Source organism: Streptomyces sp. NPDC047525 (genome assembly GCF_040643025.1).
Lineage (GTDB): Bacteria > Actinomycetota > Actinomycetes > Streptomycetales > Streptomycetaceae > Streptomyces > Streptomyces durmitorensis.
In genome coordinates this window covers 619,695-645,256 of the sequence record NZ_JBEYTL010000004.1, presented here as the reverse complement: position 1 = coordinate 645,256, position 25,562 = coordinate 619,695, and the positions used below count along the sequence as shown (strand labels likewise).

At 71.0% G+C, this 25,562-nt stretch carries 23 protein-coding genes; 10 read left to right on the top strand and 13 right to left on the bottom strand.

Going from position 1 to position 25,562, the window contains the following annotated elements:
* Positions 1-116 precede the first annotated feature (116 nt).
* The gene (locus tag ABZ833_RS15335; RefSeq protein WP_361046161.1) at positions 117-386 is read left to right on the top strand and encodes a DUF2277 domain-containing protein; all 270 of its coding nucleotides are present in this window, start codon (positions 117-119) and stop codon (positions 384-386) included.
* On the opposite strand, the gene ABZ833_RS15330 is transcribed toward ABZ833_RS15335, so the two are convergent.
* Entirely contained in the window at positions 383-1,051 is a 669-nt protein-coding gene (locus ABZ833_RS15330; protein WP_361046158.1) for a VTT domain-containing protein, read from the bottom strand. The two genes, ABZ833_RS15335 and ABZ833_RS15330, sit on opposite strands and share 4 nt — an antisense overlap.
* A 259-nt stretch (positions 1,052-1,310) precedes the next feature.
* On the opposite strand from ABZ833_RS15330, the gene ABZ833_RS15325 reads away from it, so the two are divergent.
* A complete protein-coding gene (locus ABZ833_RS15325) occupies positions 1,311-1,868 on the top strand; it encodes a superoxide dismutase family protein (RefSeq protein WP_361046155.1) in 558 nt (185 codons plus the stop codon).
* 90 nt (positions 1,869-1,958) lie between these two features.
* Here ABZ833_RS15325 and ABZ833_RS15320 read toward each other — a convergent pair whose 3' ends face one another.
* The 4 genes from ABZ833_RS15320 to ABZ833_RS15305 form a co-directional block, all read right to left on the bottom strand.
* The gene (locus tag ABZ833_RS15320; RefSeq protein WP_361046152.1) at positions 1,959-2,408 is read right to left on the bottom strand and encodes a DoxX family protein; all 450 of its coding nucleotides are present in this window, start codon (positions 2,406-2,408) and stop codon (positions 1,959-1,961) included.
* Between the two features lie 61 nt (positions 2,409-2,469).
* The gene (locus ABZ833_RS15315; RefSeq protein WP_361046150.1) at positions 2,470-4,440 is read right to left on the bottom strand and encodes an FAD/NAD(P)-binding protein; all 1,971 of its coding nucleotides are present in this window, start codon (positions 4,438-4,440) and stop codon (positions 2,470-2,472) included.
* Between the two features lie 195 nt (positions 4,441-4,635).
* The gene (locus tag ABZ833_RS15310) at positions 4,636-6,294 is read right to left on the bottom strand and encodes an alkaline phosphatase D family protein (RefSeq protein ID WP_361046148.1); all 1,659 of its coding nucleotides are present in this window, start codon (positions 6,292-6,294) and stop codon (positions 4,636-4,638) included.
* A 121-nt stretch (positions 6,295-6,415) separates the two neighbouring features.
* On the bottom strand, positions 6,416-7,063 hold the full coding sequence (locus ABZ833_RS15305) for an HNH endonuclease family protein (protein ID WP_361046145.1): 648 nt from the start codon (positions 7,061-7,063) through the stop codon (positions 6,416-6,418).
* 512 nt (positions 7,064-7,575) lie between these two features.
* Here ABZ833_RS15305 and ABZ833_RS15300 point away from each other — a divergent pair.
* Positions 7,576-8,154 (top strand): TMEM165/GDT1 family protein, encoded by a 579-nt coding sequence (locus ABZ833_RS15300; RefSeq protein ID WP_351159960.1) that lies wholly within the window; start codon positions 7,576-7,578, stop codon positions 8,152-8,154.
* A 250-nt stretch (positions 8,155-8,404) separates the two neighbouring features.
* Positions 8,405-9,070 carry an HAD-IA family hydrolase gene (locus ABZ833_RS15295; RefSeq protein ID WP_361046142.1) on the top strand — a complete coding sequence of 222 codons (666 nt, stop codon included), beginning with the start codon at positions 8,405-8,407 and terminating at the stop codon, positions 9,068-9,070.
* A 46-nt stretch (positions 9,071-9,116) separates the two neighbouring features.
* Here the strand turns inward: ABZ833_RS15295 and ABZ833_RS15290 are convergent, their stop codons facing one another.
* A complete protein-coding gene (locus tag ABZ833_RS15290; RefSeq protein ID WP_361046139.1) occupies positions 9,117-10,094 on the bottom strand; it encodes a peptidoglycan-binding protein in 978 nt (325 codons plus the stop codon).
* Positions 10,095-10,227: 133 nt separating this feature from the next.
* Between ABZ833_RS15290 and ABZ833_RS15285 the strand changes: the two genes are divergently transcribed.
* A complete protein-coding gene (locus tag ABZ833_RS15285; RefSeq protein ID WP_361046136.1) occupies positions 10,228-12,297 on the top strand; it encodes an MDR family MFS transporter in 2,070 nt (689 codons plus the stop codon).
* A 39-nt stretch (positions 12,298-12,336) separates the two neighbouring features.
* Here the strand turns inward: ABZ833_RS15285 and ABZ833_RS15280 are convergent, their stop codons facing one another.
* Positions 12,337-12,885, bottom strand: a complete 549-nt coding sequence (locus tag ABZ833_RS15280) for a GNAT family N-acetyltransferase (protein WP_361046134.1) — start codon at positions 12,883-12,885, stop codon at positions 12,337-12,339.
* A gap of 103 nt (positions 12,886-12,988) precedes the next feature.
* Complete coding sequence (locus ABZ833_RS15275; protein ID WP_361046132.1) at positions 12,989-13,627, bottom strand: LysE family translocator; 639 nt, start codon at positions 13,625-13,627, stop codon at positions 12,989-12,991.
* Positions 13,628-13,799: 172 nt separating this feature from the next.
* Between ABZ833_RS15275 and ABZ833_RS15270 the strand changes: the two genes are divergently transcribed.
* Positions 13,800-15,092, top strand: coding sequence for a DUF2254 family protein (locus ABZ833_RS15270; RefSeq protein WP_361046130.1), 1,293 nt, complete (start codon positions 13,800-13,802; stop codon positions 15,090-15,092).
* A gap of 124 nt (positions 15,093-15,216) precedes the next feature.
* On the top strand, positions 15,217-16,557 hold the full coding sequence (locus ABZ833_RS15265; protein WP_361046128.1) for a chloride channel protein: 1,341 nt from the start codon (positions 15,217-15,219) through the stop codon (positions 16,555-16,557).
* Positions 16,558-16,573: 16 nt separating this feature from the next.
* On the opposite strand, the gene ABZ833_RS15260 is transcribed toward ABZ833_RS15265, so the two are convergent.
* The gene (locus tag ABZ833_RS15260; RefSeq protein WP_361046125.1) at positions 16,574-16,903 is read right to left on the bottom strand and encodes an antibiotic biosynthesis monooxygenase; all 330 of its coding nucleotides are present in this window, start codon (positions 16,901-16,903) and stop codon (positions 16,574-16,576) included.
* A 31-nt stretch (positions 16,904-16,934) separates the two neighbouring features.
* Entirely contained in the window at positions 16,935-17,342 is a 408-nt protein-coding gene (locus tag ABZ833_RS15255; protein ID WP_361046123.1) for a DUF1992 domain-containing protein, read from the bottom strand.
* Between the two features lie 125 nt (positions 17,343-17,467).
* On the opposite strand from ABZ833_RS15255, the gene ABZ833_RS15250 reads away from it, so the two are divergent.
* On the top strand, positions 17,468-17,863 hold the full coding sequence (locus tag ABZ833_RS15250; RefSeq protein WP_361046121.1) for a hypothetical protein: 396 nt from the start codon (positions 17,468-17,470) through the stop codon (positions 17,861-17,863).
* A 30-nt stretch (positions 17,864-17,893) separates the two neighbouring features.
* Here ABZ833_RS15250 and ABZ833_RS15245 read toward each other — a convergent pair whose 3' ends face one another.
* Complete coding sequence (locus ABZ833_RS15245) at positions 17,894-18,562, bottom strand: O-methyltransferase (RefSeq protein WP_361046119.1); 669 nt, start codon at positions 18,560-18,562, stop codon at positions 17,894-17,896.
* A 206-nt stretch (positions 18,563-18,768) separates the two neighbouring features.
* Between ABZ833_RS15245 and ABZ833_RS15240 the strand changes: the two genes are divergently transcribed.
* The gene (locus ABZ833_RS15240) at positions 18,769-19,830 is read left to right on the top strand and encodes a serpin family protein (RefSeq protein WP_361046362.1); all 1,062 of its coding nucleotides are present in this window, start codon (positions 18,769-18,771) and stop codon (positions 19,828-19,830) included.
* 96 nt (positions 19,831-19,926) lie between these two features.
* Here the strand turns inward: ABZ833_RS15240 and proP are convergent, their stop codons facing one another.
* On the bottom strand, positions 19,927-21,285 hold the full coding sequence (gene proP / locus ABZ833_RS15235; protein WP_361046359.1) for a glycine betaine/L-proline transporter ProP: 1,359 nt from the start codon (positions 21,283-21,285) through the stop codon (positions 19,927-19,929).
* Between the two features lie 630 nt (positions 21,286-21,915).
* Between proP and ABZ833_RS15230 the strand changes: the two genes are divergently transcribed.
* On the top strand, positions 21,916-23,976 hold the full coding sequence (locus ABZ833_RS15230) for a bifunctional glycosyltransferase 87/phosphatase PAP2 family protein (protein ID WP_361046116.1): 2,061 nt from the start codon (positions 21,916-21,918) through the stop codon (positions 23,974-23,976).
* Here ABZ833_RS15230 and ABZ833_RS15225 read toward each other — a convergent pair.
* A complete protein-coding gene (locus tag ABZ833_RS15225; protein ID WP_361046114.1) occupies positions 23,930-25,552 on the bottom strand; it encodes a hypothetical protein in 1,623 nt (540 codons plus the stop codon). The genes ABZ833_RS15230 and ABZ833_RS15225 overlap by 47 nt on opposite strands.
* Positions 25,553-25,562: the final 10 nt, after the last annotated feature.

Below are 25,562 nucleotides of genomic sequence, written 5' to 3'. Positions count from 1 at the left end.
GAACTTCGGGGGACTTCGGGGCACTCCGGGGCACTCCGGGGCACTCCGGAGGGTCCGGGACTTCCTCCGGGCGGTACGACTTCACGCCCGCGCCTCACTCGCGGCAAGCTGTAAGCATGTGCCGCAGCATCAAGACCCTCCGTCCGCCCGCCATCCCCGAGGACGCCACCGAGGAGGAGATCCGGGCCGCCGCGCTCCAGTACGTGCGCAAGGTCTCGGGGTTCCGTGCCCCGGCCGCGCACAACCGCGAGGTCTTCGACCGCGCCGTGGACGCGGTCGCCGAAGCCACTGCCGAACTGCTCGCCGGGATCGAGGTGCGGGGGGCCAAGCCGCGCGCAGCCGAGCCCGGGGCCGAGCGGACGGCCGCGGAAGCCCCGGCCGCCTAGCTCGCCGCCGCTGTCGCAGCCGTCGCTGTCGCCGCCGCTGACGCAGGCGTCGTACGCGGCCGTCGCACCAGGAAGGCCGCGACCGCGCCCGCAGCGAACAGCGCGAGCAGTGAGACGCCCGTGGCGAGCCACGACGCGCCGAGCCACTGGCCGCCGAAGTAGCCGAGCGCGACGCTGTACCCGGCCCAGGCCACCCCCGCGAGGGCCGACCAGGGCAGGAACTCACGCACCTTGCGGTGTGCCGCGCCCGCCGCGAGCGAGACGATCGAGCGGCCCGCGGGCGCGAAGCGGGCGATGACGACCAGGACGCCGCCGCCCCGGGCGAGCGCCGTGCCGAGTCGTTCCTGCGCGGTGGTCAGGCGGCGCGAGCGGGCGATGGCGCGGTCCAGGCGCTCGCCGCCGCGCCAGGCGAGGCGGTAGACGGCCATATCGCCGAGGACCGATGCGGTGGCCGCGCAGAGCATGAGGATCAGGATGTCGGGGACCTCGTGCGCGACGTTCCCCGCGCCCGTGCCCGCCGTGCCTGCGGCGGCGGCCGCGGTGGCCGCCGTGATGACGAGGACCCCGCTCGGCAGTACGGGCACGACGATGTCGAAGAGCACCGAAAGTGCCACTACCGCGTAGATCCATGGGCTGCTGGTCAGTGAGCCCAGACTCTCAAGCACCGAAATTCCCCGAACTCCCCGGTCGACGACGTGACTGCCGCGACGTCGCGGGGGAGCGGCAGGGGCGGCTTGGTGACAGCTGTACAGCGTACGCCGCACTCTTGGCCGGAGATCCACGGGGGGCTCATATGTTCGCTACATCACGTTCACCCGGCTGCCGCTCTCGATGGGGCGTATGGCGCCGATGTCCCGTACCAACAGAGACACCAGCAAGGTCAACACCAGCAGGGTCAACGGACGGTACGGAAGGAGCGGGGCGATGGTGGCAGGAATGCTCGCCGGGGCCGTTGCGACGGCGGTGCTCGCAGCGGGCGGTGGCGTGACCGGCGGGGACGGGCCGCCTTGTCACGAGATGCGGGTCGGGGCGCGGTTCTCGCCGCCCGCGGCCTTCATCCCCTCGTCGGCGATCACGTACGACACGAAGCTCGTCCCGGCCGGTTCCTCGATCGAGGTCGAGCAGCGCGGCAGGCCGGGCGACATGAGGGTCAAGGTCCGGGTGAAGGGAATGAAGCCGGGGCACGCGTACGGCGCCCACGTGCACCAGAAGCCGTGCGGCGCCGACCCGGCCGCGGCGGGCGGGCACTACCAGCACCGCGTGGACCCGGTCCAGCCTTCGGAGGACCCGGCCTACGTCAATCCGGAGAACGAGGTCTGGCTGGACTTCACCGCGGGCGGGGGCGGCTCGGGCGCGGCGAGCGCCCGCCATGACTGGGAGTTCCGTCCCGGCGGGGCCGGATCCGTCGTCCTGCACCGCGAGCAGGGCGGCGCGGGTGACCGGTTGGCGTGCTTCACGGTGCCGTTCGCTCCCGTGGGCTGAAGCCCGTGAACGTGACGGCGCCCCCTGCCTCGTACGCATACGAGGCAGGGGGCGCCGTCACGTGGAACATGGCTCGCGCACGCCGGTGCGTCAGGCGGCCACCGGCGTCCGCTCCGAAGCCGCCTTGTCCTCGCGCTCGGCGCGCGAGGCGAAGAGGCGGTCGAGACCGAGCGCGCCCGAGCCGGTGAAGACGAGCAGGAGCATGGCCCAGCAGAAGATCGCGGAGGCCTCTCCGCCGTTCTGCATCGGCCACAGGGCCTCCGGCTGGTGCACCTTGAAGTAGGCGTACGCCATCGAGCCCGACGAGATGAACGCGGCGGCGCGGGTGCCGAGGCCGAGGGCGACCAGACCGCCGCCGACCAGCTGGATGACGGCCGCGTACCAGCCGGGCCAGGTGCCGGCGTCGACCGTGCCGCCGCCCATCGCGCCGCCGAGCACGCCGAAGAGCGATGCGGCGCCGTGGCAGGCGAAGAGCAGGCCGATGACTATGCGGAAAAGCCCGAGGGCGTAGGGCTGGGCGTTGTTGAGACGTCCAGTCATGGGGGGTCTCCTTCGGTTTTTCGGGGACGGTAACCGAGCGGAGGCCCAAGGTTAGGGGAACCTAATCAATGCTTGCAAGTTCAACATCTGGCCATTCGGGCGATTCCGCTTCCCTCGCGGACGGGACCACTCCCCTCGCGGCGGGGATCTCCGCCGTCCCCGCCGCCGTCCGGAGCACGGCCCGCGCCACCGCGTCCGCGTCCGACAGGGTCACCGAGTCGACGCCCGGCCTGGCTCCCGCCGCCGTCACCCAGTGCACGCCCTCCGTGGGCACTCCGAACGCGAACCTCCTTGCCTGGCAACGACCTTGACGGTCGATCAGGTGATAGGGGCGGGGTGAGACGTCGAGGCCTCCGGTTTCATAGCCGTCGACGACATGGGCGCGGCACTGACCCGTCCGCAGGAGCCGCCCGAGCAGTTCGTCCGCGGTGCGCCGCACGTCCGGTTCGGGGAGCCGGGCCTCGATGACTGTGGTGACGGACACATCCGACCCCGGTACGTCGGGGGAGTGCGCGAGATACGTCCCGTCGGGGCCGGGCCGCACGTCGAGCCGCGGGCCGAGCACCTCGACGACCCCCGCCTCGATCAGGGCCGTCATCTCCTCGATGCGGCGCCGGGGCGGGCCGATCGAGAGGAAGGCGTTGAGCGGTGTGTACCAGCGGTCCAGGTGCTCGCGGCGGGACGAGCCGGTCAGGCCGCCGTGGTCGAGGATCAGGCGGAGTTCGTTGCGCAGGTCGCGCAGCACGTCCAGGGCGGACTTCAGGGGGCTCGCGACATTGCCGAGCGCGGCCTGCGCGGTGTCCTCGCGCAGATAGGCGATCAGCCAGGCGCGGAAGTCGTCCGGGGAACGGAAGGTGTGGCCGGAGTACGGCCGTGCGAGCCGGTCCCAGGACCAGTGCGCGGCCTCGGGGATCCCGAACTCGTCCAGAATCAGGGCCTCTTGGTTTCCATGGTGCGGCGCCGCGAGAAAGGCGTCCTGGAACTCCCTTGCCCGCTCGGAGGGTTGGACGAGGGTCGCGTAGTAGACCGTCTCCACCTCTTTGGCGACCAGCGGCCATATCTCGTCGAGGAAGTCCGGGGCGTCACCGCTGTCCGCGCGTTTGCGGAAGCGGGATATGACGTCGGCGGTGAGGACGAGCGGCTCGTGGCGGCCGTACGCGCCCTTCGCGTTGTCGCCGCGCGCCTGGTAGGGGATGCCGCGCCGCGAACCCGCGTACAGCCTCGGCTCGTGTCCCGAGGGCTGATACCGCAGACCGCCCCCCGGCACCGGGGTGAAGCGTCCGCCGCGGCCCTGTGTCAGGAGTGCCATGTGGTCGAAGAAGTTCAGGCCGAGTCCGCGCAGCAGGACGCGCTCGCCGGGGGCGACGGCCGAGAGGTCGACGTCGGCGGGGTTGGCCGGCGGTATGTGGCGCAGGCCGTGCAGCGCGGCGTGCGCGGCGAGGTGTTCCTGCCCCTCGTCGCCGACCGTGGGGAGGTGGCCCTGCGCGAGGACGACGGCACCGAGCCCGGAGAGTTCACGGCCGTCGTCCAGTACGAGGGACTGGGCGCCGTCGCCCGTGCCGTCCGCGGAGTCGAGGCGGACGGCGCGCGCCGCGTGCACCTCGACCCGGACCGTCCCGGGGGCCCGGTGCAGGACCTCGGCGAAGACCCACTCCAGATAGCGGCCGTAACAGGCGCGGGTCGGGTAGTCGTCCGGGCCGAGCCCCGGAGCGTGCCCCGCGGCGGCCCACGCGTACAGGCTCGGCCCCGGCCGGATCGGCCCGGCGCAGTCGACGCTCTCGTCGGTGAAGAGGGTCACCTGCGAGGCGACCGTGTTCATGAGCAGCTCGGCCGGCTGTGCGGTCCGCCAGACGCGTCCGGGACCCGGGGGAGAGGGGTCGACGACGTGGACCGTCAGGCGTGCCCCCGGCGGCAGGAGTTCGGCCGCCGATGCGCAGAGGCGTTCCAGGACACTCGTGCCGCGGGGCCCCGCGCCGACGACGGCGACAGCAACGTCATGTTCCGGTGCGGTCGCTGCGGATGGTGCGGACAAAGGCGTGACTCCCGGGCATCGGAGGGGACGATGGAAGCGGACGGTCCGCCTCATCATGCCGCCGGAAGCCCCGAAGTCGAACCCCGGAACAGAGGATCGTCAGACGGGTGTGGCCTGTGTCACGTGGCTCGATCCGGACGCCGGTCGCCTTTGCGCGGCTATGGGAATTAAGGGGGTCATGCGAGAGCTGCGGGGCTATGAGAGCCGCGACTCCTGCGTCGTCCGCAGCCGTACGCCCACGCCCTTCACCACCTGTGCCTGATCCAGCCGCACCTGCGCCGAACGGCCCCGCAGCGTCAGCGTCATGAGCTGGTTGCCGAACCAAGGCCCGCCTGTTTTGCGCCAATTGATGGCGGCCCGTTCCGTGCGTCCGTGCCGTACGAAACGGCGGCCGAGGGCCCTGCCCACCCTGCTCCAGCCGAAGTGGAAGCCCAGCTTTATCGACGCGGGAATGGAGTTGTGGACCGGGGAGCACGTCAGCTGCAGGACGCGGGCGTCGGGACCGCCGCCGCCCGGCCAGGTCGGTTCCGCGATGTACGCGTGGTGGACGTCGCCGGAGAGCACGCACACCGTCGCGGGGGCGCCCGCGCCCGTGCCCGCCTCCGCGATCAGGGCGGTCAGGGCGTCGAAGGACGAGGGGAACGCGGCCCAGTGCTCCAGGTCCGAGCGCCTGCGCAGGTTCTCGCCGAAGCGGGCCCAGCGCTCGCCGCGCTCGCCACGGCACAGCGCGGCGTTCCAGCCCTCGGCGTCATGGATGAGGTGCGGGAGCAGCCAGGGCAGCGACGTGCCGATCAGGAGGTGGTCGCAGCCGCCCGCGCCGCCCGCGCCGTCGAGGGCCTGCTCGCGCAGCCAGCGGGCCTCCTCCGGGTCGACCATCGCGCGGTTCTGCTCGTCCAGGACGCGGGCCGCCCGGGTGTCGACCATGAGCAGGCGTACGCGGCCGAAGTCCCGGCGGTAGCTCCACCGGGTCGCCGTGGGATCGGCGTCCGACGCGGCCGCGAAGGCGCGCAGCTCGTCCGTGCCGTCCGGCGTCGTGCGCAGCGTGGCGTACAGCTCGTCACGCTCAAGATCGGCGGGCGACAGATTGCCGAGGTGCTGGTAGACCCAGTACGACATCAGGCCGCTCAGCACGCGCTCGCGCCACCAGGGCGTCGCGCGCATCTCGGCCAGCCAGGCCGCGCTGGTGTTCCAGTCGTCTATGACGTCGTGGTCGTCGAAGATCATGCAGCTGGGCACGGTGGAGAGCAGCCACCGCACCTCGGGGTCGAGCCACGATTCGTAGTAGAGGTGGGTGTACTCCTCGTAGTCCGCGACTTGGTCGCCCGGAGGGTCGTTCAGGTTCCGGCGGGCCGCGAGCCAGCGGCGCGTGGCCTCGGAGGTGTTGTCCGCGTACACCTGGTCGCCCAGGAGGAGAAGGACGTCCGGGCGGTCGGCGGCCGTGCCGGTGGCGATCCTGGCGGCGAGGGTGTCCAGGGCGTCGGGCCCGACGGGATCGTGCTCCCCGCTGGGCGGCGCCGCCCAGCGGCAGGACCCGAAGGTGACACGGAGCTCCTCGTCGTCACCCTCGCCCGGCGTGCGGATGGTGCTCGGCGGGAAGGGGGAGTCCGGCAGCGGCCACACGGGGCCGCCGCTGTCGCCGAGCCGCACCTCGTACGCGGTCTCGGAGCCCGGACGCAGCCCGGTGACCGGGATGAGCGCGTAGTGATGGCCCGCGATCTGGAACGTGTTCGCCGTGCCCTTGGCGCCGTCGGCGCACCGCACTTCGGCGGTGCACGGACGGTCGGCCTCGACCCAGACCGTCGCCGTCGAACCGTCGACATACCTCAGCACTGGACCCAGGCGCAGCCGTGCCACGATGATCACTCTCCTCCGTCGCCCCGTACGGTACGGAACGACGGAGGCCGGTGGGGAGGTTCCGGGGATTCCCGCTGGTTACAGGCCCGTGACCTCGGCAGCCGTGGAGAGTCCGGTGACCTCAGCAGCCGCTGAGGACCGAGGACAGCTTGGTCTTCTCCTCCGGGTTCACCGTCATGTTGTAGTGGTGCTTCACGTCCACCCACATCCGGGCGTAGTAGCAGTGGTACGAGGCGGTGGGCGGCATCCACTCGGCCGGGTCCTGGTCGCCCTTGCTCTGGTTGACGTTGTCGGTGACCGCGATGAGCTGGGGGCGGGTCAGGTCGTTGGCGAAACCTTCCCGCTGGGCGGTGGTCCAGCCGCTCGCGCCGGACTTCCAGGCCTCGGAGAGCGGGACGACGTGGTCGATGTCGACGTCCGACGCCGCGGTCCAGGTGCCTCCGTCGTACGGGGACTTCCAGGTGCCCGATGTGGCCGCGCAGCTGGAGTCCTGCTGGACGTTCGTGCCGTCGCGCTTGAGGACGACCTCGCGGGTGTTGCAGGCGCCGGACTGGGTGCTCCAGTGCGGGAACTTCTCGCGGCTGTAGCCGTCGGACGAGCCCTCGGCCTTCTCCGTGAGCTGGCCCAGGTAGGTGCGGGCGGTGGCGGCGGAGACCGGGGCCGGGGGAGCGGCCTGGGCGGGGGCGCCGGTGAGGAGGGCCGCCGCGGAGGCGAGGGCGGTCAGGGCGGTGAGAGTGGCGAGGCGTCGACGCGCGTAGACAGCGGACATACGAACTCCCTTGTCGTGGGGGGATGTTGACCGTTGGGGCGGCCATGCTGACGCGGTGGGGTTTCCTGCGGATGTGCGTCAGGTGACAGGGTCGCGTCAATCAGGTGGTCAGTTCAAGAGTTCTGGCGCTGTGTCATGTCCGGTCATCTGTGCGGAAGTTGGACGAGAGGGTGCGTGGGGGCGTCGGCGAGCACCGGCGGGCGGCTCCGGACTGTGGCTCGGATCACTTTTCCGGGGGTCGAAAGGCCCTGGTCCGGGGTGCGTGGACGTCCCGTACGATGGATGGCGCAGAAGGGGAGTAGCTCTTCGCCGGACCGTCGACATACTGCTCAGCTCGCCTGAGCCGGCGCCCGGAGGCAGACCCCGTCATCGACGTGGTCGGCCAGCGAGACCTTCGGCAAGCAGTGCCCGACGTACATGACCGTGTACGTCTGTGTGCGCTGCCGTGCCGAGGTGTCGTACGTGATGTACAGATGGCTCTCGGCGGGGCAGCCCCGACCGATTGAGGAACCTTGATCAGCATCAGCGTGATGGCGCTCGTGTTCGGCGTCGTCTTCCTTGCCGAACTCCCGGACAAGACAGCGCTGGCCGGGCTCGTCCTCGGGACGCGCTACCGCGCCTCGTACGTCTTCGTCGGGGTCGCCGCTGCCTTCGTCGTCCATGTCGTGCTCGCCGTGGCGGCCGGCAGCGTCCTGACGCTCCTGCCGCAGCAACTCCTTCACGCGCTCACCGGTGTTCTCTTCCTCGGTGGTGCGGCGATGCTGCTCCTGAAGGGCGGCGACGACGAGGAAGAGGTCCGCGAGCCCAAGGACCAGAGCTTCTGGAAGGTGTCCGGGGCGGGCTTCATGCTGATCCTGGTCGCGGAGTTCGGTGACCTGACGCAGATCATGACCGCGAACCTGGCCGCGCGGTACGACGACCCGCTCTCCGTGGGTCTGGGCGCGGTGCTCGCGCTGTGGGCGGTCGCCGGGCTCGGCATCGTCGGCGGAAAGGCGCTGATGAAGCGTGTGCCGCTCTCGCTCATCACCAAGATCGCGGCGCTGCTGATGCTGGGGCTCGGTGTGTGGAGCCTGTACGAGGCGATTGCCTGAGCGTCGTGAGGCGTCCGGCCGGTCTGGCCGGTCTGGTCGGGTCTGGTGTGGCCAGGTCCGGCCGGGGGCCCTGTGGGGGGTGTGACCTGCGGTGCTGGCGTCTGGTGGCCCGTTTTTGTATCGTGGAGAAACAAAGTGGCTCCGCCCGTGTTCCCTGACCGGCGGGCGGAGCCGCCTTGATCCTTCCTCCGCGAGCTTTCCTCCGCGGTCCTTCCTCCGCGGATCTCCCTCTGTGTTCTGGAGTACGTCGATGACGGCTGAGACCGCCTCTGTTCTGACCGCCCGGGCCCTCCTCCTGGACATGGACGGAACGCTCGTCAACTCCGACGCGGTGGTCGAGCGCTGCTGGCGTCGCTGGTCCGAGCGGTACGGGCTCGACTTCGACGAGGTCATCAAGGTCGTCCACGGGCGGCAGGGATACGCGTCGATGGCGGTGCTGCTGCCGGAGCGGTCCATGGAGGAGAACCACGCGGAGAACCGCGAGATGCTGGCCGCCGAGACGGCGGACATGGAGGGTGTCGTTCCCGTGCCGGGGGCCGCAGCTTTCCTGGCGTCCCTCGAAGGGCTGCCGCACGCGCTCGTGACGTCCGCGGATGTGCCGCTGTCCACGGGGCGGATGGCCGCGGCCGGGCTGCCGCTGCCCGCTGTGCGGGTCACCGCGGAGAGCGTGGGGGCGAGCAAGCCTGATCCCGAGGGGTTCCTCAAGGGGGCTGCCGAGCTGGGGTTCGACCCCGCTGACTGCGTTGTCTTCGAGGACTCCGGGGCCGGGATCGCCGCGGGGCTCGCGGCCGGTATGCGGGTCGTCGGGGTCGGCCCCCGGGCGGGGGAGTTCGGGCCCACCGTGCAGGTTGCTGACTTGACGCAGGTCCGGGTTGCTCCCGACGGGGACGGGGCACTTCGGCTGACGTTCGGCTGAGCCGTCTTGAGCTGACCTGCCGTGCGCCGACCCGTCCTGCGGGTCGCTACGGCTCTGACGTTTCTCTCTCCAGGGCCGCCCGGGTTTCCCTCCCGTAGACCCCCTCCCCGTCCCCCTGTGTCCCCCGGGCGTACTGGAAGCGGGTCACCGCGTCCGCGACCTGGGTGTTGTAGTTGCCGTTGGGCTCGCCCATGTACAGGTACAGCTGCTGCAGGCGTTGCTGGAGTTCTGTGACCTCAGGGCCCCTGTCGCCGCGCCTCAGGACGCCGTCGGCCGACGGTGGGGCCGGTTCCACCGAACCCGTCGCCCGCGCCGTCGAGCGGCTCGGCGGCGGGGTCGTCCTCGGCTTGGCCGACGCGGACGCCGTGCGGGACGCGGACGGGGACGGAGGCGCGGACGGGGTCGGGCTCGCCTTGGCCGTCGCGGACCGGGAGCGTGAGGGGGAAGCCGTCCTCGGCTCCGACTCCGTGGCGGAGCCGGACGGGGCGTCCACCGCGTGCGTCGGCGCGTCCGGCAGCGCCTCATCCCGTTGCGGCTTGTCGGGCGTGAGCAGGAACGTGGCGAGCACCGCGACGGCCACCACGGCCACCGCCGCGCCCACGCCCGCGTACAGGCCCTTGCGGCCGCGCCGCGGTTCCGGTCCGTCGTCGTACGGCAGCGGGGGCGGGAGCGGGCCGTCCTGCGACGCGTCGCCCGCCGCGAAGAGCCCCACGTCCGCCGACCGCGGTGGCGCCGCCGCCTCCGGCGGGAGAACGGCCGCGGGAGCCGGTCCCGGTTCGGGCGCCGGATCCTCCGCGGACCCCGGCTCCGGCAGTGTCACATACGGACGTATCCGGAGCGGATCGAAGTCCTCAGCGGCAGCCGCGTCCGCGGACCTCGCGTCCCGCGCCGCGTCGGCCGCCCGCTCCGTACAGCCGCAGGCAGGTGCGCTGCCCGGCTCCCGCGACGTACCGCATTCGGGACATCGCTGACCGTCCCGGCCGCCCTCGGCGCCGTCCGGACGTCTTTCCTCCGCGCTGCTCACTCTTCGTATCCCACCCCTAGAGAACTCCAGCGATTATGCAGATCGCCGCTTCAACAGGCCATAACGGGTCGCACGGACCAGGATGGAGAGGGAGAGGCCCCGCGGGACACGCGGGAGCCCTCAGGAGGTGTCCATGACGCAGGACGTCAGCGCCCGCCCCGCGGGGCCGGAGCCAGATCCCGTCCCCGGGCCACCGGACGAGCACGCGCACGGCGGTGTACTGGTGTCCATCGGCGCGCTGCTGCTGGGCATGCTGCTCGCCGCCCTCGACCAGACCATCGTCTCGACCGCGCTGCCCACCATCGTCAGCGAGCTCGGCGGCATGGAGCACCTGTCGTGGGTCGTCACGGCGTACCTGCTCGCCGCGACGGCGGCGACGCCGCTCTGGGGCAAGCTCGGCGACCAGTACGGCCGCAAGAAGCTGTTCCAGCTGGCCATCGTGATCTTCCTGGTCAGCTCGGCCCTCTGCGGCATGGCGCAGAACATGCCGCAGCTCATCGGCTTCCGCGCGCTCCAGGGCATCGGCGGCGGCGGTCTGATGGTCCTGTCGATGGCGATCGTCGGCGACATCGTCTCGCCGCGCGAACGAGGCAAGTACCAGGGCCTGTTCGGTGCGGTCTTCGGTGTGACGAGCGTGCTCGGGCCGCTGCTCGGCGGCCTGTTCACCGAGCACCTCAGCTGGCGCTGGGTCTTCTACATCAACCTGCCCATCGGCGTCGTCGCGCTCGTCGTCATCGCCGCGGCCCTGCACATCCCGGTGCGCTCGCAGAAGCACACCATCGACTATCTCGGCACCTTCCTGATCGCGGCCGTCGCCACCTGCCTCGTCCTCGTCGCCTCGCTCGGCGGCACCACCTGGGACTGGGGATCGCCGCAGATCATCGGCCTCGCGGTGCTCGGCGTCCTGCTCGCCGTGGCCTTCGTTTCCATCGAGCGCAAGGCGGCCGAACCGGTCATCCCGCTGAAGCTCTTCCGGGTCAGGACGTTCACGCTCTCCGCGATCATCAGCTTCGTGGTCGGCTTCGCGATGTTCGGCGCGATGACCTATCTGCCGACGTTCCTCCAGGTCGTCCAGGGCGTCTCGCCGACGATGTCGGGCGTGCACATGCTGCCGATGGTGATCGGCATGCTGATCTCGTCGACCGGGTCCGGCCAGATCGTCAGCCGTACGGGCCGCTGGAAGGTGTTCCCGGTCGCGGGCACCGGCATCACGGCCCTGGGCCTGCTCCTCCTCCACCAGCTGGACGAGAACAGCAGCACGGGCGAGATGAGCGCCTACTTCTTCGTCTTCGGCTTCGGGCTCGGCCTGGTCATGCAGGTCCTGGTGCTCATCGTGCAGAACGCGGTGCCGTACGGGGATCTGGGCGTCGCCACGTCCGGCGCGACGTTCTTCCGCTCCATCGGCGCCTCGTTCGGCGTCGCCATCTTCGGCACGATCTTCGCCAACCGCCTCGTCACCAAGCTCTCCGACGCCGTCGCGGGACAGCAGCTGCCGCCCGGCATCAGCGCGGACTCCCTCAAGGCCGACCCGCGGGGCATCGCCGAACTCCCCGCGGCGGTGCGCCCCGACGTCGTGCACGCCTACGCCTCGTCCATCACGGACGTCTTCCTGTACGCGGCTCCGGTGGCCCTCGTCGCCTTCGTCCTCGCCTGGTTCCTGCGCGAGGATAAGCTGCGGGGCTCGGTCACGGCGCCCGACACGACGCAGACGCTCGCCAGCAACCCCGTGGAGCGTTCGTCGTACGACGAAGTGGCGAGGGCGCTCTCGGTCCTCGGCACGCGGGAGGGCCGCCGCGAGATCTACGTGCGCATCACCGAGCGCGCGGGTTACGACCTGCTGCCCGCGGCCAGCTGGCTCCTGCTGCGGATCCACCGCCACGGCCATGTCGAACCGGCGACGCTCGCCGAGCGCAGCACCGTCCCGCTGTCCGTGATCACGGCGGCGTCCCGCCAGGTCGAGGAGCGCCGTCTCGCCCGCCGCGAGGGCATGGGCCTGACCCTGACCGACGAGGGCCGTACGGCGGTCGCCAAGCTGTCCAAGGCCCGCGAGGAGTCCCTGTCCGAGCTGCTCGGCGACTGGTGGGGTCCCGACCGGCCCACCGACCTGGTCAAGCTCGTCGAGGAACTGGGCGCCGAGATGTGCGGCTCGGACGCCGAACGGCCGTACAACGGCAGGCCTCCTCAGCGCGGCGTTGCGGCCTGAGCGGCGCCGCAACGCCGCTCCGTCCGCGCTCGAGTGTCCTCAACCGGCCGCGGGGTCCAGCCTCTTGGTGTACCAGCACTCGGCGTACATCCGCTCGGTGAGCGGCTCGCTCTCCTCGTAGCCGTGCCGTGCGTAGAGCGCCCTGGCCTCCACCAGATCGAGGCGTGTGTCGAGGATGAGCTGCCCGGCGCCGAGCGCGCGGGCCGCGTCCTCGGCGGCGGCGAGGAGAAGCGCGGCGCCGCCCTTGCCCCGCATGTCCTCGCGGAGGAAGACGCGCTTGAGCTCGGCGGTACTCGTCCCCTTCATGTCGCCCATGAGCCGCACCCCGGCGGTCCCCGCGGGCTCGCCTCCGTACCGGGCGACAAGGAGTACGCCGCTGGGCGGGCGGAGGTCGTCGCCGGTCTCCGCCGCGATCTCGCGCTCCAGCTCCTCGGGCGCGGTCCTGCGTCGCTCGTGGAGGAGGTAGTACCGGTCGCTGACCTCCGTGTAGTACGCGCGCCAGAGCGCCGCGGCGACAGGGGAGTCGACGGCTTCGGGGGCGACGGTCCAGGAGGCGGTCTCTGCGGGGCTGTTCTCGACGTGACTCATGTGACCCATGTGACTACTCATGGAGGCCATTCTCGGGACGCGACTGCCGTGCCCCGCAAGCGAATTAAGCCCTGGGGCCTTCTTCAGAGGTCAGTTTCCGGGCTCAGTCCTTGCGCCCGGTGGCGGCGACACTGACGCCGAGCCCGATCATGGTGAGCCCGCCGACCCCGCCGATCATCGAAAGGCGCCGCGGCGAGTGCGCGAACCAGCCGCGCGCGGTGGACGCGACCAGGCCCCACACGCTGTCGCAGGTCACGGCGATGGCGTTGAAGACGAGGCCGAGCACCAGCATCTGCAGCATGACGTGCCCCTGCTCGCGGTCGACGAACTGCGGCAGCACGGCGGCGAAGAACACGATGGTCTTGGGGTTGGCCACACCGACCGCGAACCCCTCCCACAACGTACGCAGCCCGCTGTGCGCAGGGCCTTCACCGGTGAACGCGGCGTGCAGCGAGCCGCGTTGGCGCACGGCCTTGACCCCGAGATACACCAGGTAGGCGGCGCCGAGCAGCTTCAGGGCAGTGAAGACGACGATCGAGCGCTCCACGACGGACCCGACCCCGAGAGCCACGGCCACCACGAGGACGTACGCGCCGATCGTGTTCCCCACGACGGTGGTCAACGCGGCCCGACGCCCCTGCGCCAGCGCCCGCCCGATCACGAACAGGACGCTGGGCCCGGGGATCACGATCAGCAGGAACGACATGGCCGCGAAGGCGAGTATCCGGTCGGTGGACATCATGGGGCTCATGGCACCACGGGGGCGGGGCGCGCCGGTACTGTTTTTCCCGCGCCGGGCCGCCCTCGGCCGTGGCTGACCGCCCCTGACGGCCTGACGCTCCTGCCCATCGAAGGGGCCGCGCTGGCGCGGCGGCTGCTTGTGTCGTTTTGGGCGTGATTGCATCCGTAGCGACATGAGTGGACCTGGTGCGCGGAGCACCGTCCCTCAAGACCGTGGAGGAGGCCGGATGTCCGGGTTGGCTGCAGGTCCGGCGCGGACGCGGCGGCCGGGACGGCACCAGTGGAGATGGGGTCGGCCCCGTACGCGGGCGGGGCGCAGCGGCCTGGCCCAGTCGGTGTGTGCCGCGGCCGGCCTGGTGCTGGGATTGCTGGTCCCCAGGATCTCGGCAGGACCTCGGGTGGACGCCGAGCGCGTCGTGCCTTTCCTGTTCACCGTCGGGTTCGGCGTCATCAGCCTGGTGAGCATCATCTACTCGATGCTGTTCCTGGTGGTGCAGTTCTCCGCGGGCATGTTCTCGCCGCGTCTGTTGCTGTTCCGCAACGAGCCCATCGTCTGGCGCACTTTCGCCGTCACCGTCGGTGTCTTCGTCTTCGCCATCACCGCGGCCCTGTCGATCGGGGCGCGCAGCAGCATCTCGGCCGGGGTGCCCACGCTCGCCATGGCGCTGTCGCTCGTCTCGCTGGCGTTGATGTGGAGGCTGCAGGCGAGGGGGTTCGATTCGATCCAGTTGGCGCACTCACTGACCGCGATCACCACCCGGGCGCACCGGGTGTTCGACGCGCTGTATCCACTGGCCCACGAGCCGGCCGGGGCCACTGCGACGCCTCCTGCGACGTCCGGCGTCCCGGTCCGATGGACCGGACCCGTGGTCGTGGTGCAGCAGATCGACGTACCCGCTCTGGTCGCTCTGACGATGCAGCGGGACTGTGCCATCACGTTCCGCGTCCGCACGGGCGCCACCATGTCGTGGGGCATGACGCTGGCCGAGGTGACGGGCGGCGAGGTGTCCGAGGACGAGCTGTACGGCGCGATGACAACCGGAGTGGAGCGCACGTTCGACCACGACCCCGAGTTGCCGTTCAGGTTGCTCGCCGACATCGCACTGAGGGCCCTGTCCCCGGCCGTCAACGATCCGGCCACTGCGGTGGACAGCCTGGATCACGTGGAAGACCTGCTGACCCGTCTTGCCGACCGCGAGCTGAAGGTCGGTCACTTCCCCGACACCGACGGCACCGTGCGGGTGGCTGTCCCGGTGCCCGACTGGGAGACGTACGTCCGGACGGCGGTCGACGACGTCATCGTTGCGGCCGCGGGCTCTCCGATGACACTCCTGCGCATGCGTACCCTGCTGTGCCGGGTGGCCGATCGGAGTCCCCTGGACCGACGGCCCATCGTGCAGGAGCGACTTCGTTGGGTCCAACGGACGGGCGCCGATGCCTACCCGATGATGTGGAGCGATGCGTAGGCCAGCAGGTTGAATTCGGCCTGCTCCGGGCGGTTTGCGCGCATGCCTTTCCCGCGGCGTCGGCGTATCTGTTGTATTCGCGATCTGTTGCATTCGCGAGAAAGCCAGAAAAGGGAAGACGCCGATGACGGAACCGAGCCCCCGATCCGATCCGGCCGTCGACGGAGCGCAGCCCGAGGAAGCGGACCTGCTGCGAGACCTGTTGCGGGCTCCCGGCTATCTGAAAGCACTCGTCCTCTGCGCTCTGATCGGGATTCCGGTGTCGCTCGCGGCCTTCTGGTTCCTCGTGGGTCTGCACGAGCTGGAGCACTTCCTGTGGGCGGATCTCCCGCACGGTCTGGGGTGGACCACTCCTCCCTGGTGGTGGCCTCTGCCCCTCTTCCTCGTCGCGGGCGGGGTCGTCGGCCTGGTCGCCGCCGATCTGCCGGGGGCGGGCGGTCATGTCCCGGCCTCCGGCCTGCACGGTGAAGGTGCCTCACCCAACGTTCTTCTGGGCGTGGTCCTCGCCGCGGCGGCGAGTCTGCCGTTCGGCGCGGTCCTGGGACCGGAGGCACCGCTGATCGCTCTGGGCGGTGGCCTGGCCCTGCTGTTCCGGACCCTGGCACGAGCGCCCGCGACCGCACAGAGCACCGCGCTGCTGGGTGCGGCCGGAGCCGCGGCGGCCATCGCGGCGATCTTCGGCAATCCGCTCGTCGCCGCCGTGCTCCTGATCGAGGTCGCGGGCGTGGGGGGACCCCGGCTGTTCGCGGTCATGCTGCCCGCCTTGCTGTCCAGCGGTGTGGGCGCCCTGGTCTTCACCGGCTTCGGACGCTGGACCGGATTGGACACAGGCAGCCTGGGCCTGAAGCTGCCGGGACCGTCTCCGAGGCTGGACGTCGGAGACGTCCTCTGGTCCCTGCTCATGGGGGTGGCCATCGCTGTCGTGATGCACCTGGTCATGACCACGGGACGGCTGGTGGCGGCGTTCACCGCGACGGGCGTGCGCGTACGGACCGTCGTCTGCGCACTGGGCGCCGCGGCCTGTGCGGCTCTGTACGCGCTGACCACCGGCCGTTCACCCGCCGACGTCGCCTCGTCCGGTCAGGCGACGCTGAGCGACCTGGCCGCCTACCCGCACACCTGGAGTGTCGGTGCGCTGCTGGCTGTTCTGGCGTTCAAAGGCGCTGCCTACACCCTGTGTCTCGGCAGCCTGCGAGGAGGTCCGGTCTTCCCCGCCCTGTTCCTGGGAGCCGCCACCGGTGTGCTGCTCGCTCCCCTGCCCGGCCTGGGGGTCGTACCCGCGGTGGCGGCAGGCATGGCGGCGGCCACCGCGGCCACGCTGCGGCTCCCCGTGAGCAGCGTGGTGCTCGTGTCTCTTCTGCTGGGCAGCGTCGACGCGATGCCTGTGGTGATCCTGGCGGCAGTGGTCGCCTTCGTCACCACCGAGCTGCTGCCCGTCGGCTTCGTGCGCCTGAGAACGCGATGAGCTACCGCTGAGACAGTTATTCGCTCTTGGGCGAGGCCTGCTGCACGACCTCGAACGACCAGACCGCGGCGCTGCTCGAAGCGGGCTTCGGGCGCTCGCCGCCGGCCGCGCCGCCGCCCTGGTGCGCCGACTTCATCGGGCCCTCCATCCACGCCTTGAAGGACTCCTCGTCACGCCACCGCGTGTAGACCAGGTAGTCATCCGTGCCCTCGATGGGGCGGAGAAGCTCGAACCACTCGAAGCCGTCCGAGTTCTCCACGGCGCCGGCGCGCGATGCGAAGCGCTTCTCCAGGACCTCTCGCTGCTCGGCGGGCACGGTCAGGACGTTGATTTTCACGATGCTCATGCGCCCATCCTCGCGCATGCCCCCGACGAGCTCAGCCCGGGTGGCGTTCGCGCCAGGTGCGGGCGATCTCGTCCACGTCGAAGGGCTTCAGGCCCAGGGGCGGGCCCGGTGGCGGCATGCGCAGGGACTCGCGGATCTTGGCGTTGAGGTCCGTCACCATCTGGCGGGCCGCTCGCTCGGAGGGGGCCTCGGGCGCGGCGGCGAGCACGTCCTCGGCCTCCTTGCGCAGGGCCAGGGTCGGAGGGAGGTGGGAGAGGCCCTCGCGGGCCATCTTCTGCTTGATCCACCACTGCTCGTCGTACGAGGAGTCGGCGAGGCCGTCCGGGAGGGGCTTGCCGCGGCCCTTCAGGGTGGCGAAGTCGCCGCGCTCCTCCGCCTCACGGATCTGCTTGTCGATCCACGACTCGAAGTTGATGCCAGGTGGCTTCCGCTCGGTCATGAGTCCATTGTTCCAAGGTCCCGTGCTTTCGCGCGAGGGGCGATTTAGGATGCGGCGGCGCGGTGCGGAGCGGGTCGAGGTGCGTTCCGGGGTGCGCGTCCGGTCGTCGAGAGTGGGGGGCGTACGTGCTGGAGCTGACCATGGCCTTGTTGTCCGGGGCGGACGAGGGGGCGACGGCGGGCATGCTCATGGCCGACGCCCCGAGCGCACCGGGTGCCGTGCTGCGGGTGGGGCGTGATCCCGGCCGGTGCCGCCTTGTGCCGCCCGATGACTGGCTGTTCGTCTCGCGCACCCATCTGGAGTTCCGCTGCGGGACCGACGGGGGCTGGACCGTCACCTGGCTGCGCGGCTCGCATCCCCGGCCCGCGTCGGAGGTGCGGCTGACGGTGGACGGCGTGGCGGCGCCTCTTGAGTACGGCGGAACGGCGCCGCTGGCCCGGGGCGGGTCCGGTGACGTCGTCGTCCAGGACCGGGCCGGTGGTCCTCGCAGCGTCAACGTCGGCTTCTACGTCGAGAGTTGAGGGGGGAGGAGGAGGGGCTGGGGCTGCTGCTCAGTCCAGTACGCGGGCCAGTGCCAGGCCGTCGTAGCCCTTCGTGCCCACCGTCTGCAGCGCCGTCCCGCTCAACTTCGGGTGTCCGGCGATGATGTCGAGTGCGCTGCGGGTGCCCAGTACGCCGGGGTCGGTGCTTTCGGCGTTGGCCACCTCGCCGCTTCGTACGACGTTGTCGATGATGATGAGGCTGCCGGGGCGGGTGAGCTTGAGCGACCACTCCACGTAGTGCGGGTTGTTGGCCTTGTCCGCGTCGATGAAGACCAGGTCGAAGGGGGCCGCGTCCTCGGCCACCAGCGCGGCGAGCGAGTCGACGGCCGGGCCCACCCGGACCTCGGTGAGCTTGTCGAGGCCGGCGCGGGCGAGGTTGCCGCGGGCCACGTCGGCGTGGACCGGTGAGTACTCCAGGGTGATCAGGCGGCCGTCCGCGGGCAGGGCGCGGGCCAGCCAGATCGTGCTGTAGCCGCCGAGCGTGCCGATCTCGAGGATGCGGTGCGCGCCCTGGATCTGGGCGAGGAGCTGGAGCAGCTTGCCCTGGTTCGGCGCGACGCTGATCTGCGGCAGACCGGCCGCGTCGCTGTCGTGCAGGGCCGCGGTCAGGGCCTCGTCGGCGGGGGTGAGCAGATCGGTGAAGTAGGTGTCGACCGCGGTCCATTGCTGCTGGGTCATGAGGGCCTTCCTGAGGTTCGTTAGGTTCGCTAACGATGTTAGTGGGGCCGGGGTCGATTGTCAGTGGGGACTCGCATACTGAGGTGGTCGGGCTGTGTTGGCGGGACGCGGGCTGTGGGCTGCGGGGGGTTGAGATGACGTACGGGACCGGGCAGGTGTTGCCCGCGGTGGCGATCCGGGGGCTTGCCGATCGGTGGCTGCCGCTGATGGCTTCGCCGGGGGAGGGAAAGGGGCAGGGGCAGGGCCAAGGGGGCGACGCGGGTGCGGGGGACTTCGCCTGCTCGCCCGCCGGGCTGTGGCTCGCGCTGGCCGCCGTCGCGGTGGGCGCGCGGGAGGAAACCGCCGGGGAGCTGCGGGAGTTGCTCGGCGTCGCGGGCGAGGAGGCCGCCGGTGTGGTCACGGGAGCCGCGCGGGCGCTGGCCGGCACGGACGCGGTGGCCGTCGCCACCCGGGTGTGGAGCCGCGTTCCGGTGTACCGCGCCTATCGGGAGGCGCTGCCGGACGTGGGGTTCGGGCCGATGGATCCGGACGGCATCGACGCGTGGGTGCGGGAGGCGACGGGCGGTCTGATCGAGCGGCTGCCGGTGGTGATCACTCCGGATGTGCTGCTTGTCCTTGTCAACGCGCTTGCGCTCAAGGCGCGTTGGGAGATCCCCTTCGAGGGGGCGGGCACGCGGGACCAGGACTTCACGGACGCGCTCGGCGTGCGGCACCGGGTGCCCACGATGCACCGGCCCGTTCCGCTGAACTGCGCCTGGACGGTGGGCGGCGCGAGCGTCGTCGAGCTGAAGTGCCGGGCGGAGGGCGGGCGGGCGCCTGCGCGGGTGCGGTTCGTGCTGGGTGAGCCGGGGGCGGGGGCCGCCGAGGTGCTGCCGCTCGCCTGGGCGCCGGAGGGGCGGTGGACCGGGATCGACGCCGAGCAGATCAACATGGCGGTGCCGCGGATGTCCTTGCGTACGCGGATCGACGCGACGGAGCAGCTGGCCGCGCTGGGGGTGCGGTGGGCCATGAGCGAGGGGGCCGATTTCTCCGGGATGTCGCCGGAGCGGCTCGCGATATCGCAGGTGGTGCAGGAGGCGGTGGTGAAGGTCGCGGAGGAGGGGGTTGAGGCGGCGGCGGTCACTGCTGTGCCGATGGCGCCTGGCGGTGCGTATGTCCCTCGACGGATCGAGTGGATCGCCTTTAACCGGCCGTTCGGGGTTGTGGTGCTTGATGGGGCGGGGGAGGTGCCCTTGTTTACTGCTTGGCAGGCGGGGGTGCCGGGGTAGGGGCGGGATTTTTTGTCCCCAACCCCGCCCCTTCCCGAAAACCCGCTGGCGCGGGGGCCTTGGTGGCCGTCATCACCGGCTGCGCCGAGTTCGTCCTCAAACGCCGGACGGGCTGGGTGATCCCGCCGGGTGGGCAGAGTTTGCCTCCACCGCCGGGGGCGAACCCGGCAGTGGCCGCCCCGCGCTCTCCCTCATGAACCACACCGCGACGCCGCCCACCACGGCGGCGGCCATCATGTAGTACGCGGGCATCATCATGTTGCCCGTTGCCCCGATCAGCGCCGTCACGACCAGCGGTGTCGTGCCTCCGAAGATCGACACGGAGATGTTGAAGCCGATGGAGAGCGAGCCGTAGCGGACCTTGGTCGGGAAGAGGGCGGGGAGTGTCGACGGCATCGAGGCCGTGAAGCAGACCAGGAGCAGGCCGAGTGCCGCCATGCCCAGGCCGATCGCCCAGAGCGAGCCCTGGCGGATCAGGAGCAGGGCGGGGACGGAGAGGAGCAGGAAGCCCGCGCAGCCCGCCGCGATCACCGGGCGGCGGCCCACCCGGTCGGTCAGCGCGCCCGCGAACGGCTGGGCGCACATCATCAGCGCCATCACGGCGAGGATGACAAGGAGGCCATGCGTCTCGTCGTACTTGAGCTCGCTCGTCAGATAGCTCGGCATGTACGACAGCAGCATGTAGTCCGTGACGTTGAAGACCAGGACCAGGCCCATGCACAGGAGCAGCGACTTCCACTGGCCCGTGACCATCTCGCGCAGGCGCACCTTCGGGCGGGACTGCTCGTCCTTGTGCGCCTTCTTGAGCTCCGCCGCGAACGCCGGGGTCTCCTCCAGCTTCATCCGCAGGTAGAGGCCGATCAGACCCATGGGGCCCGCGATCAGGAACGGGATGCGCCAGCCCCAGGAGAGCAGGTCGTCCGTGGACAGGAGCGCCGTCATCAGCGTGACCAGGCCCGCGCCGCCGATGTAACCGGCCAGCGTGCCGAACTCCAGCCAGCTGCCGAGGAAGCCCCGCTTCTTGTCGGGGGCGTACTCGGCGATGAAGGTGGACGCGCCCGCGTACTCACCGCCGGTCGAGAAGCCCTGCACCAGGCGCGCGACCAGGAGCAGGATGGGGGCGCCCACGCCGATGGAGGCGTAGGAGGGGATCAGGCCGATCGCGAACGTGCCCGCCGCCATCATGATCATGGTGAGGGCGAGGATCTTCTGGCGGCCGATGCGGTCGCCGAGCGGGCCGAAGACCATGCCGCCGAGCGGGCGGATCAGGAACGCCGCCGCGAAGGCGCCGAAGGTGGAGAGAAGCTGGGCCGTGGGGTTGCCCGAGGGGAAGAAGACCTTGCCCAGCGTCACGGCGATGTAGCTGTAGACGCCGAAGTCGAACCACTCCATCGCGTTGCCGAGTGCGGCCGCCTTCACCGCCCGCTTGACCAGCGCCGGGTCGACGACGGTCACGTCCGCCGAGGTGGGCGCGGACGGAGGGGCCTGGGTCTGCGGAGCTACGGGTGCGACGGGTGCGGCTGCCGGCAAGGGTTCGCTCGCCTGCCTCTCGGTTGACGACAAGGACAGAGCCGCCCAGCGAGGGGCGGCCCGCGAACGACCATAGGTGTAGGTGGCACCGTTACGTTCGGTGCCGGGTCAACCGCACGCCGTTCGTAAAGTGCCGCTATCCAGGGCAAATGATTCCGCTTGTGACGGTGGCGAGAAGGTGCCCTTGTGATCTATGTCGCGCCTTGTCCGGGGAACCGCGACAGGGGGTCCGGCCGCTCATCTCATGGACGGGCGGTGGACAGTTTGTGGAGAGCGGGCGGTGTCCGGGACGAAACCGGCGGTTAGGAAGTCTGCACAAAAGCCGGTAGAAAGCGGTGTGGCTGACAGGTGAAATGGGGGTTGCGCGCGTCTCACTCGAGGGCGCGGGCCTCGCTTGAGGGCGCGGGCCTCGCCTGAGGACGCGGGCCCTCAGGAGCCGACTGCACCTCTCGGAGCAGCCGACAGCACAGTTCGGGGCCGACGGAGAACTCCCGGAGCCGACCGGACGTTGGGACCGAGCAGAGACGACGAGCGGGGCGGGAGGGCCGACGGCGAGTGGCGAACGTTGAGCACGGAGGACCGGGAAATGCCTTTGGGACCGGGACGACCGGCACACCGAAGGCGCGGATCGGGGCGCTCCGTGTCGCCCTCTGGCTGATCGCCGCCGTACTCGCGGTACGGCAAGTGGCCGTCGTCCTGCGTACACCGAAGGGTGAGCGGCTCACCGACCTGGAGACCTGGATCGGCCCGGACGGCGTCCTGCATGTGAACGGCTCCTTCTACGACGCGGACAAGTTCACCGGCACCCCATTCGCCGGACTCGTGCTCAAGCCGTTCTCCCGTGCGGCGGAACAGGCGCTCGGCTGGGGCTGGACGTTCGGCACGCTGATCCTGGTCGTGATCCTCGGGCTGATCGCCGCCCGTGCCCTGCCGCAGCCGGTCTCCCGGCGCACCTCGCTGCTCGCCGCGCCCATCGCGATCTGCCTCCTGATGCTGTCGCTCCCGGTGCGCAACACGCTGTATCTCGGCCAGACCAGCATCATTCCCGTGCTGCTCGTCCTGCTCGGGTGCTTCGCGGTCCGCGGGGAGCGGGCCAGCGGCATCCTCATCGGCATCGGGGCCGCCCTGCAGCCCACCATCCTGCTCTTCGCCGCCCTGTTCTGGTTCACCGGCCGCAGGCGGGCGTCGGCCTCCACCGGCGCCACCTTCCTCGCCGTCACCGCCCTCTCCTGGGCCGCGATGCCGCACGACTCCTGGGCGTACTGGGTGCACCACCTGGCGGGCGCGGGCCTCGGCGCGAGTCCGGACGGTGTCGCCAACCAGTCGCTGCACGGCGCGCTGCTCCGGTTCGGCCTCGAAGGTCCCCTTGAGATCGGCCTCTTCGTCGTCCTGAGCGCGGCCGTCGTCTGGTTCGGCCTGCGCCGTGCGGTCCGCTACGCCAAGGACGGGCAGCTCCTGCTCGCCGTCGCCATCACCGGCTGTGTCGCCGTCGTGGTGTCGCCGACGACCTGGCAGCACCAGCTCCTGTGGGTGCTGCTCGCGGTGGTCGGCCGGGCCGGCAAGAAGCAGTCCGACCGGTACATGTGGCCGGTCGCCGTCGTCCTGGTGTCGACGCTTCCGGCCAAGATGATGTTGCCGAACATGCCGGTCGTGGAGCCCATCCGCGACAACGTCGTGCTGATCGCCGCGCTCGCCGCCGCCACCGTCGTGCCGTTCCTCTCCCGCGCGGCCCCGCAGTACCAGGAGCCGATCCCCACCGACTACGCGAAGCCCGTGCCCGCGCGCTGGAGCTGGGTGCCGCTGCTCCCGTTCTGGCGGCGGGTCACGACCCGGCCGAACCTGCTCCTCGAACTGCTCCTGATCCGCGTCGGCTACTCCGCCTACCAGCAGGCGCGGCTCGCCGCGACGGGCGGCACCAACTCGGGCGGGCGGGCCACCGCCGAGCAGCACGGCGAGCAGGTCTACTCGATCGAGCAGTTCCTGCACATCGACATCGAGCACTGGGTCAACCACGCGGTGGTGAAGGTCGACTGGCTCGAGGAGTTCTTCAACTTCTACTACACGTCGTTCCACTTCGTGGTGCCGCTGACCGTCCTCGGAGTGCTCTACGCCCGGCGCCCCGCCGACTACCGCTGGGCACGCTCCGCGCTCGGCTTCGCGACGCTCCTCGCGCTCGTCGGGTTCTGGCTCTACCCCCTCGCCCCGCCCCGCCTGATGCCCGACCTCGGCTTCATCGACACGGTCCACGGCGTGCAGGACTTCACCCAGCCGGACTACGGCACGCTGACCGCGCTCACCAACCAGTACGCGGCGATGCCCTCGCTGCACTTCGGCTGGTCGCTGTGGTGCGGTGTGGTGATCGTGGCCCTCGCGCCGAAGTGGTGGATGAAGGCCCTCGGCCTGCTGCACCCGCTGTTCACGGTCTCCGCGATCGTCGCCACCGGGAACCACTGGGTCCTGGACGCGGTGGGCGGCGCGACCGTCGTCGGCGCGGGCTTCGGCATCGGCTACCTCCTGGCCGGGCCCCGGGTGGGCAGGACCCTGGAGGTGGCGACGGGCGCGGAGCCGGTCATCGACATGTCGAAGGACTCGGCGAAGGACCGTACCCCGAGCTGATCTTGTACGTCCCCGGGGCGGACACCGTGAGCCGGGTGAAGTCGCCCTGCCGCTTCAGGCAGGCCCCCTCCGCCCGGAGCCACGGCGAGTACACCAGGCGCAGCGTCACCGGCTCGCTCGTGGGGACGCGGACCACCATGGCCGAGCCGGTGGAGCGGACGACCGACGCGGGCCTGGAGACCATCGGCACCGGGTCCTTCACCCGGAACACCCGCCAGTGCGCGTCCCGCCACACCGGCTCCAGCCACTGAGGACCGCTCGCCACGAGCTCCGCCTCGTCCTCGGCGAACCCGTCCGGCTTGCCCGAGGGCAGCACCACATAGCCGACCGCCCACTTGTCCAGCCACGCCCGGTAGGTGGCCGCCGAGAAGGACCCGTCGTAGAAGAGCCGGCCGCGCTCGATGTCGAGCTGCCGGTTCCAGCCGCGCGCCATGTTCACGTACGGGGCGAGCGCCGTGGCCTCGCGGTGATTGCGGGCCGGGACCACCTCCACGCGCCCCCGGTCGGCGCCCAGCCGCTCCAGCTCGCGCACCACGCCCTGGGTGTCGGCGGCCCACTTCGGCACGGCCGTCGACACCGTCAGATCGTCCGCGGTCTTCTGCGTCACCCAGGCCGTGGACAGCACGAGCGCGACGACGAGCACGGCCTTGCGTGCGCGCGTCAGTGCGGGCATCAGGAGCGCGCCGAGCAGCGCCGCGGGCGCGAGCAGCTCGGCAAGGCGCTCCACGTTCGTGCCGATCGGCGACGGGATCAGATACGTCAGGACCGTCCCCGCCGCGTACACACCGGCCCCCCACCGCAGCACCCGCCACTCGCGCGGCACCGCCACGATGAGCGCCAGGCTGAACACCACGGGCGGGAAGATCCGGTCGAACGGCATCAACTGCTCGCCGGTGAACGGGAAAAGGACGGTGGTCGCGCCCACGACAAGCACCGGCGGCGCGATCAGCGCCGCGGCCCGCCCCCAGTCGCGTACGAGGAAATAGGCGGCGCCCGCCACCACGAGGAAGAGCCCCGCCACCGGACTGGACATGGCGGCAAGCGCCCCGCACACCACGGCGGCCCCCACGCGCCGCTCCCGCACGAGCATCAGGCACGCGGCGAACCCGAAGGCGATGCCGAGCGCGAACGTCGTGCGCCCCGACGCGACGTTGCACCACACCGCGAGCGAGGCGAACACCGCGGGCCACAGCGGGCGCCGCATCCCGGTGCGTTCGACCAGCGCGGCGACCAGCCAGGCACCGGCGACGCCCGACACCACCGTCACCGTCTTCACGCCCACGGCGGCCATCAAGTAGGGCGAGATCAGGGAGTAGTTGGCGGTGTGCATGCCGCCGTACCAGAACAGGCCGTACGCGGATGCCCCGTGCTCGGAGGCGAAGCGTGCCCAGGCCTCCTGGGCCGCCAGGTCGCCGCCGCCGGTGGCGAGCCACGCCGCCCACACCGCGTACAGCGGAAGCGTGGGCAGGGTGGCGAGGAGCGGGATCCGGTGGCGTCGGCAGAAGGCACGGAGGGAGGTCTTCCGCTCCGTGGGTGTGCTGCCCGATGGCGCGAGAGAGAAACCGGCGGAGGCCACGGCACCGTTT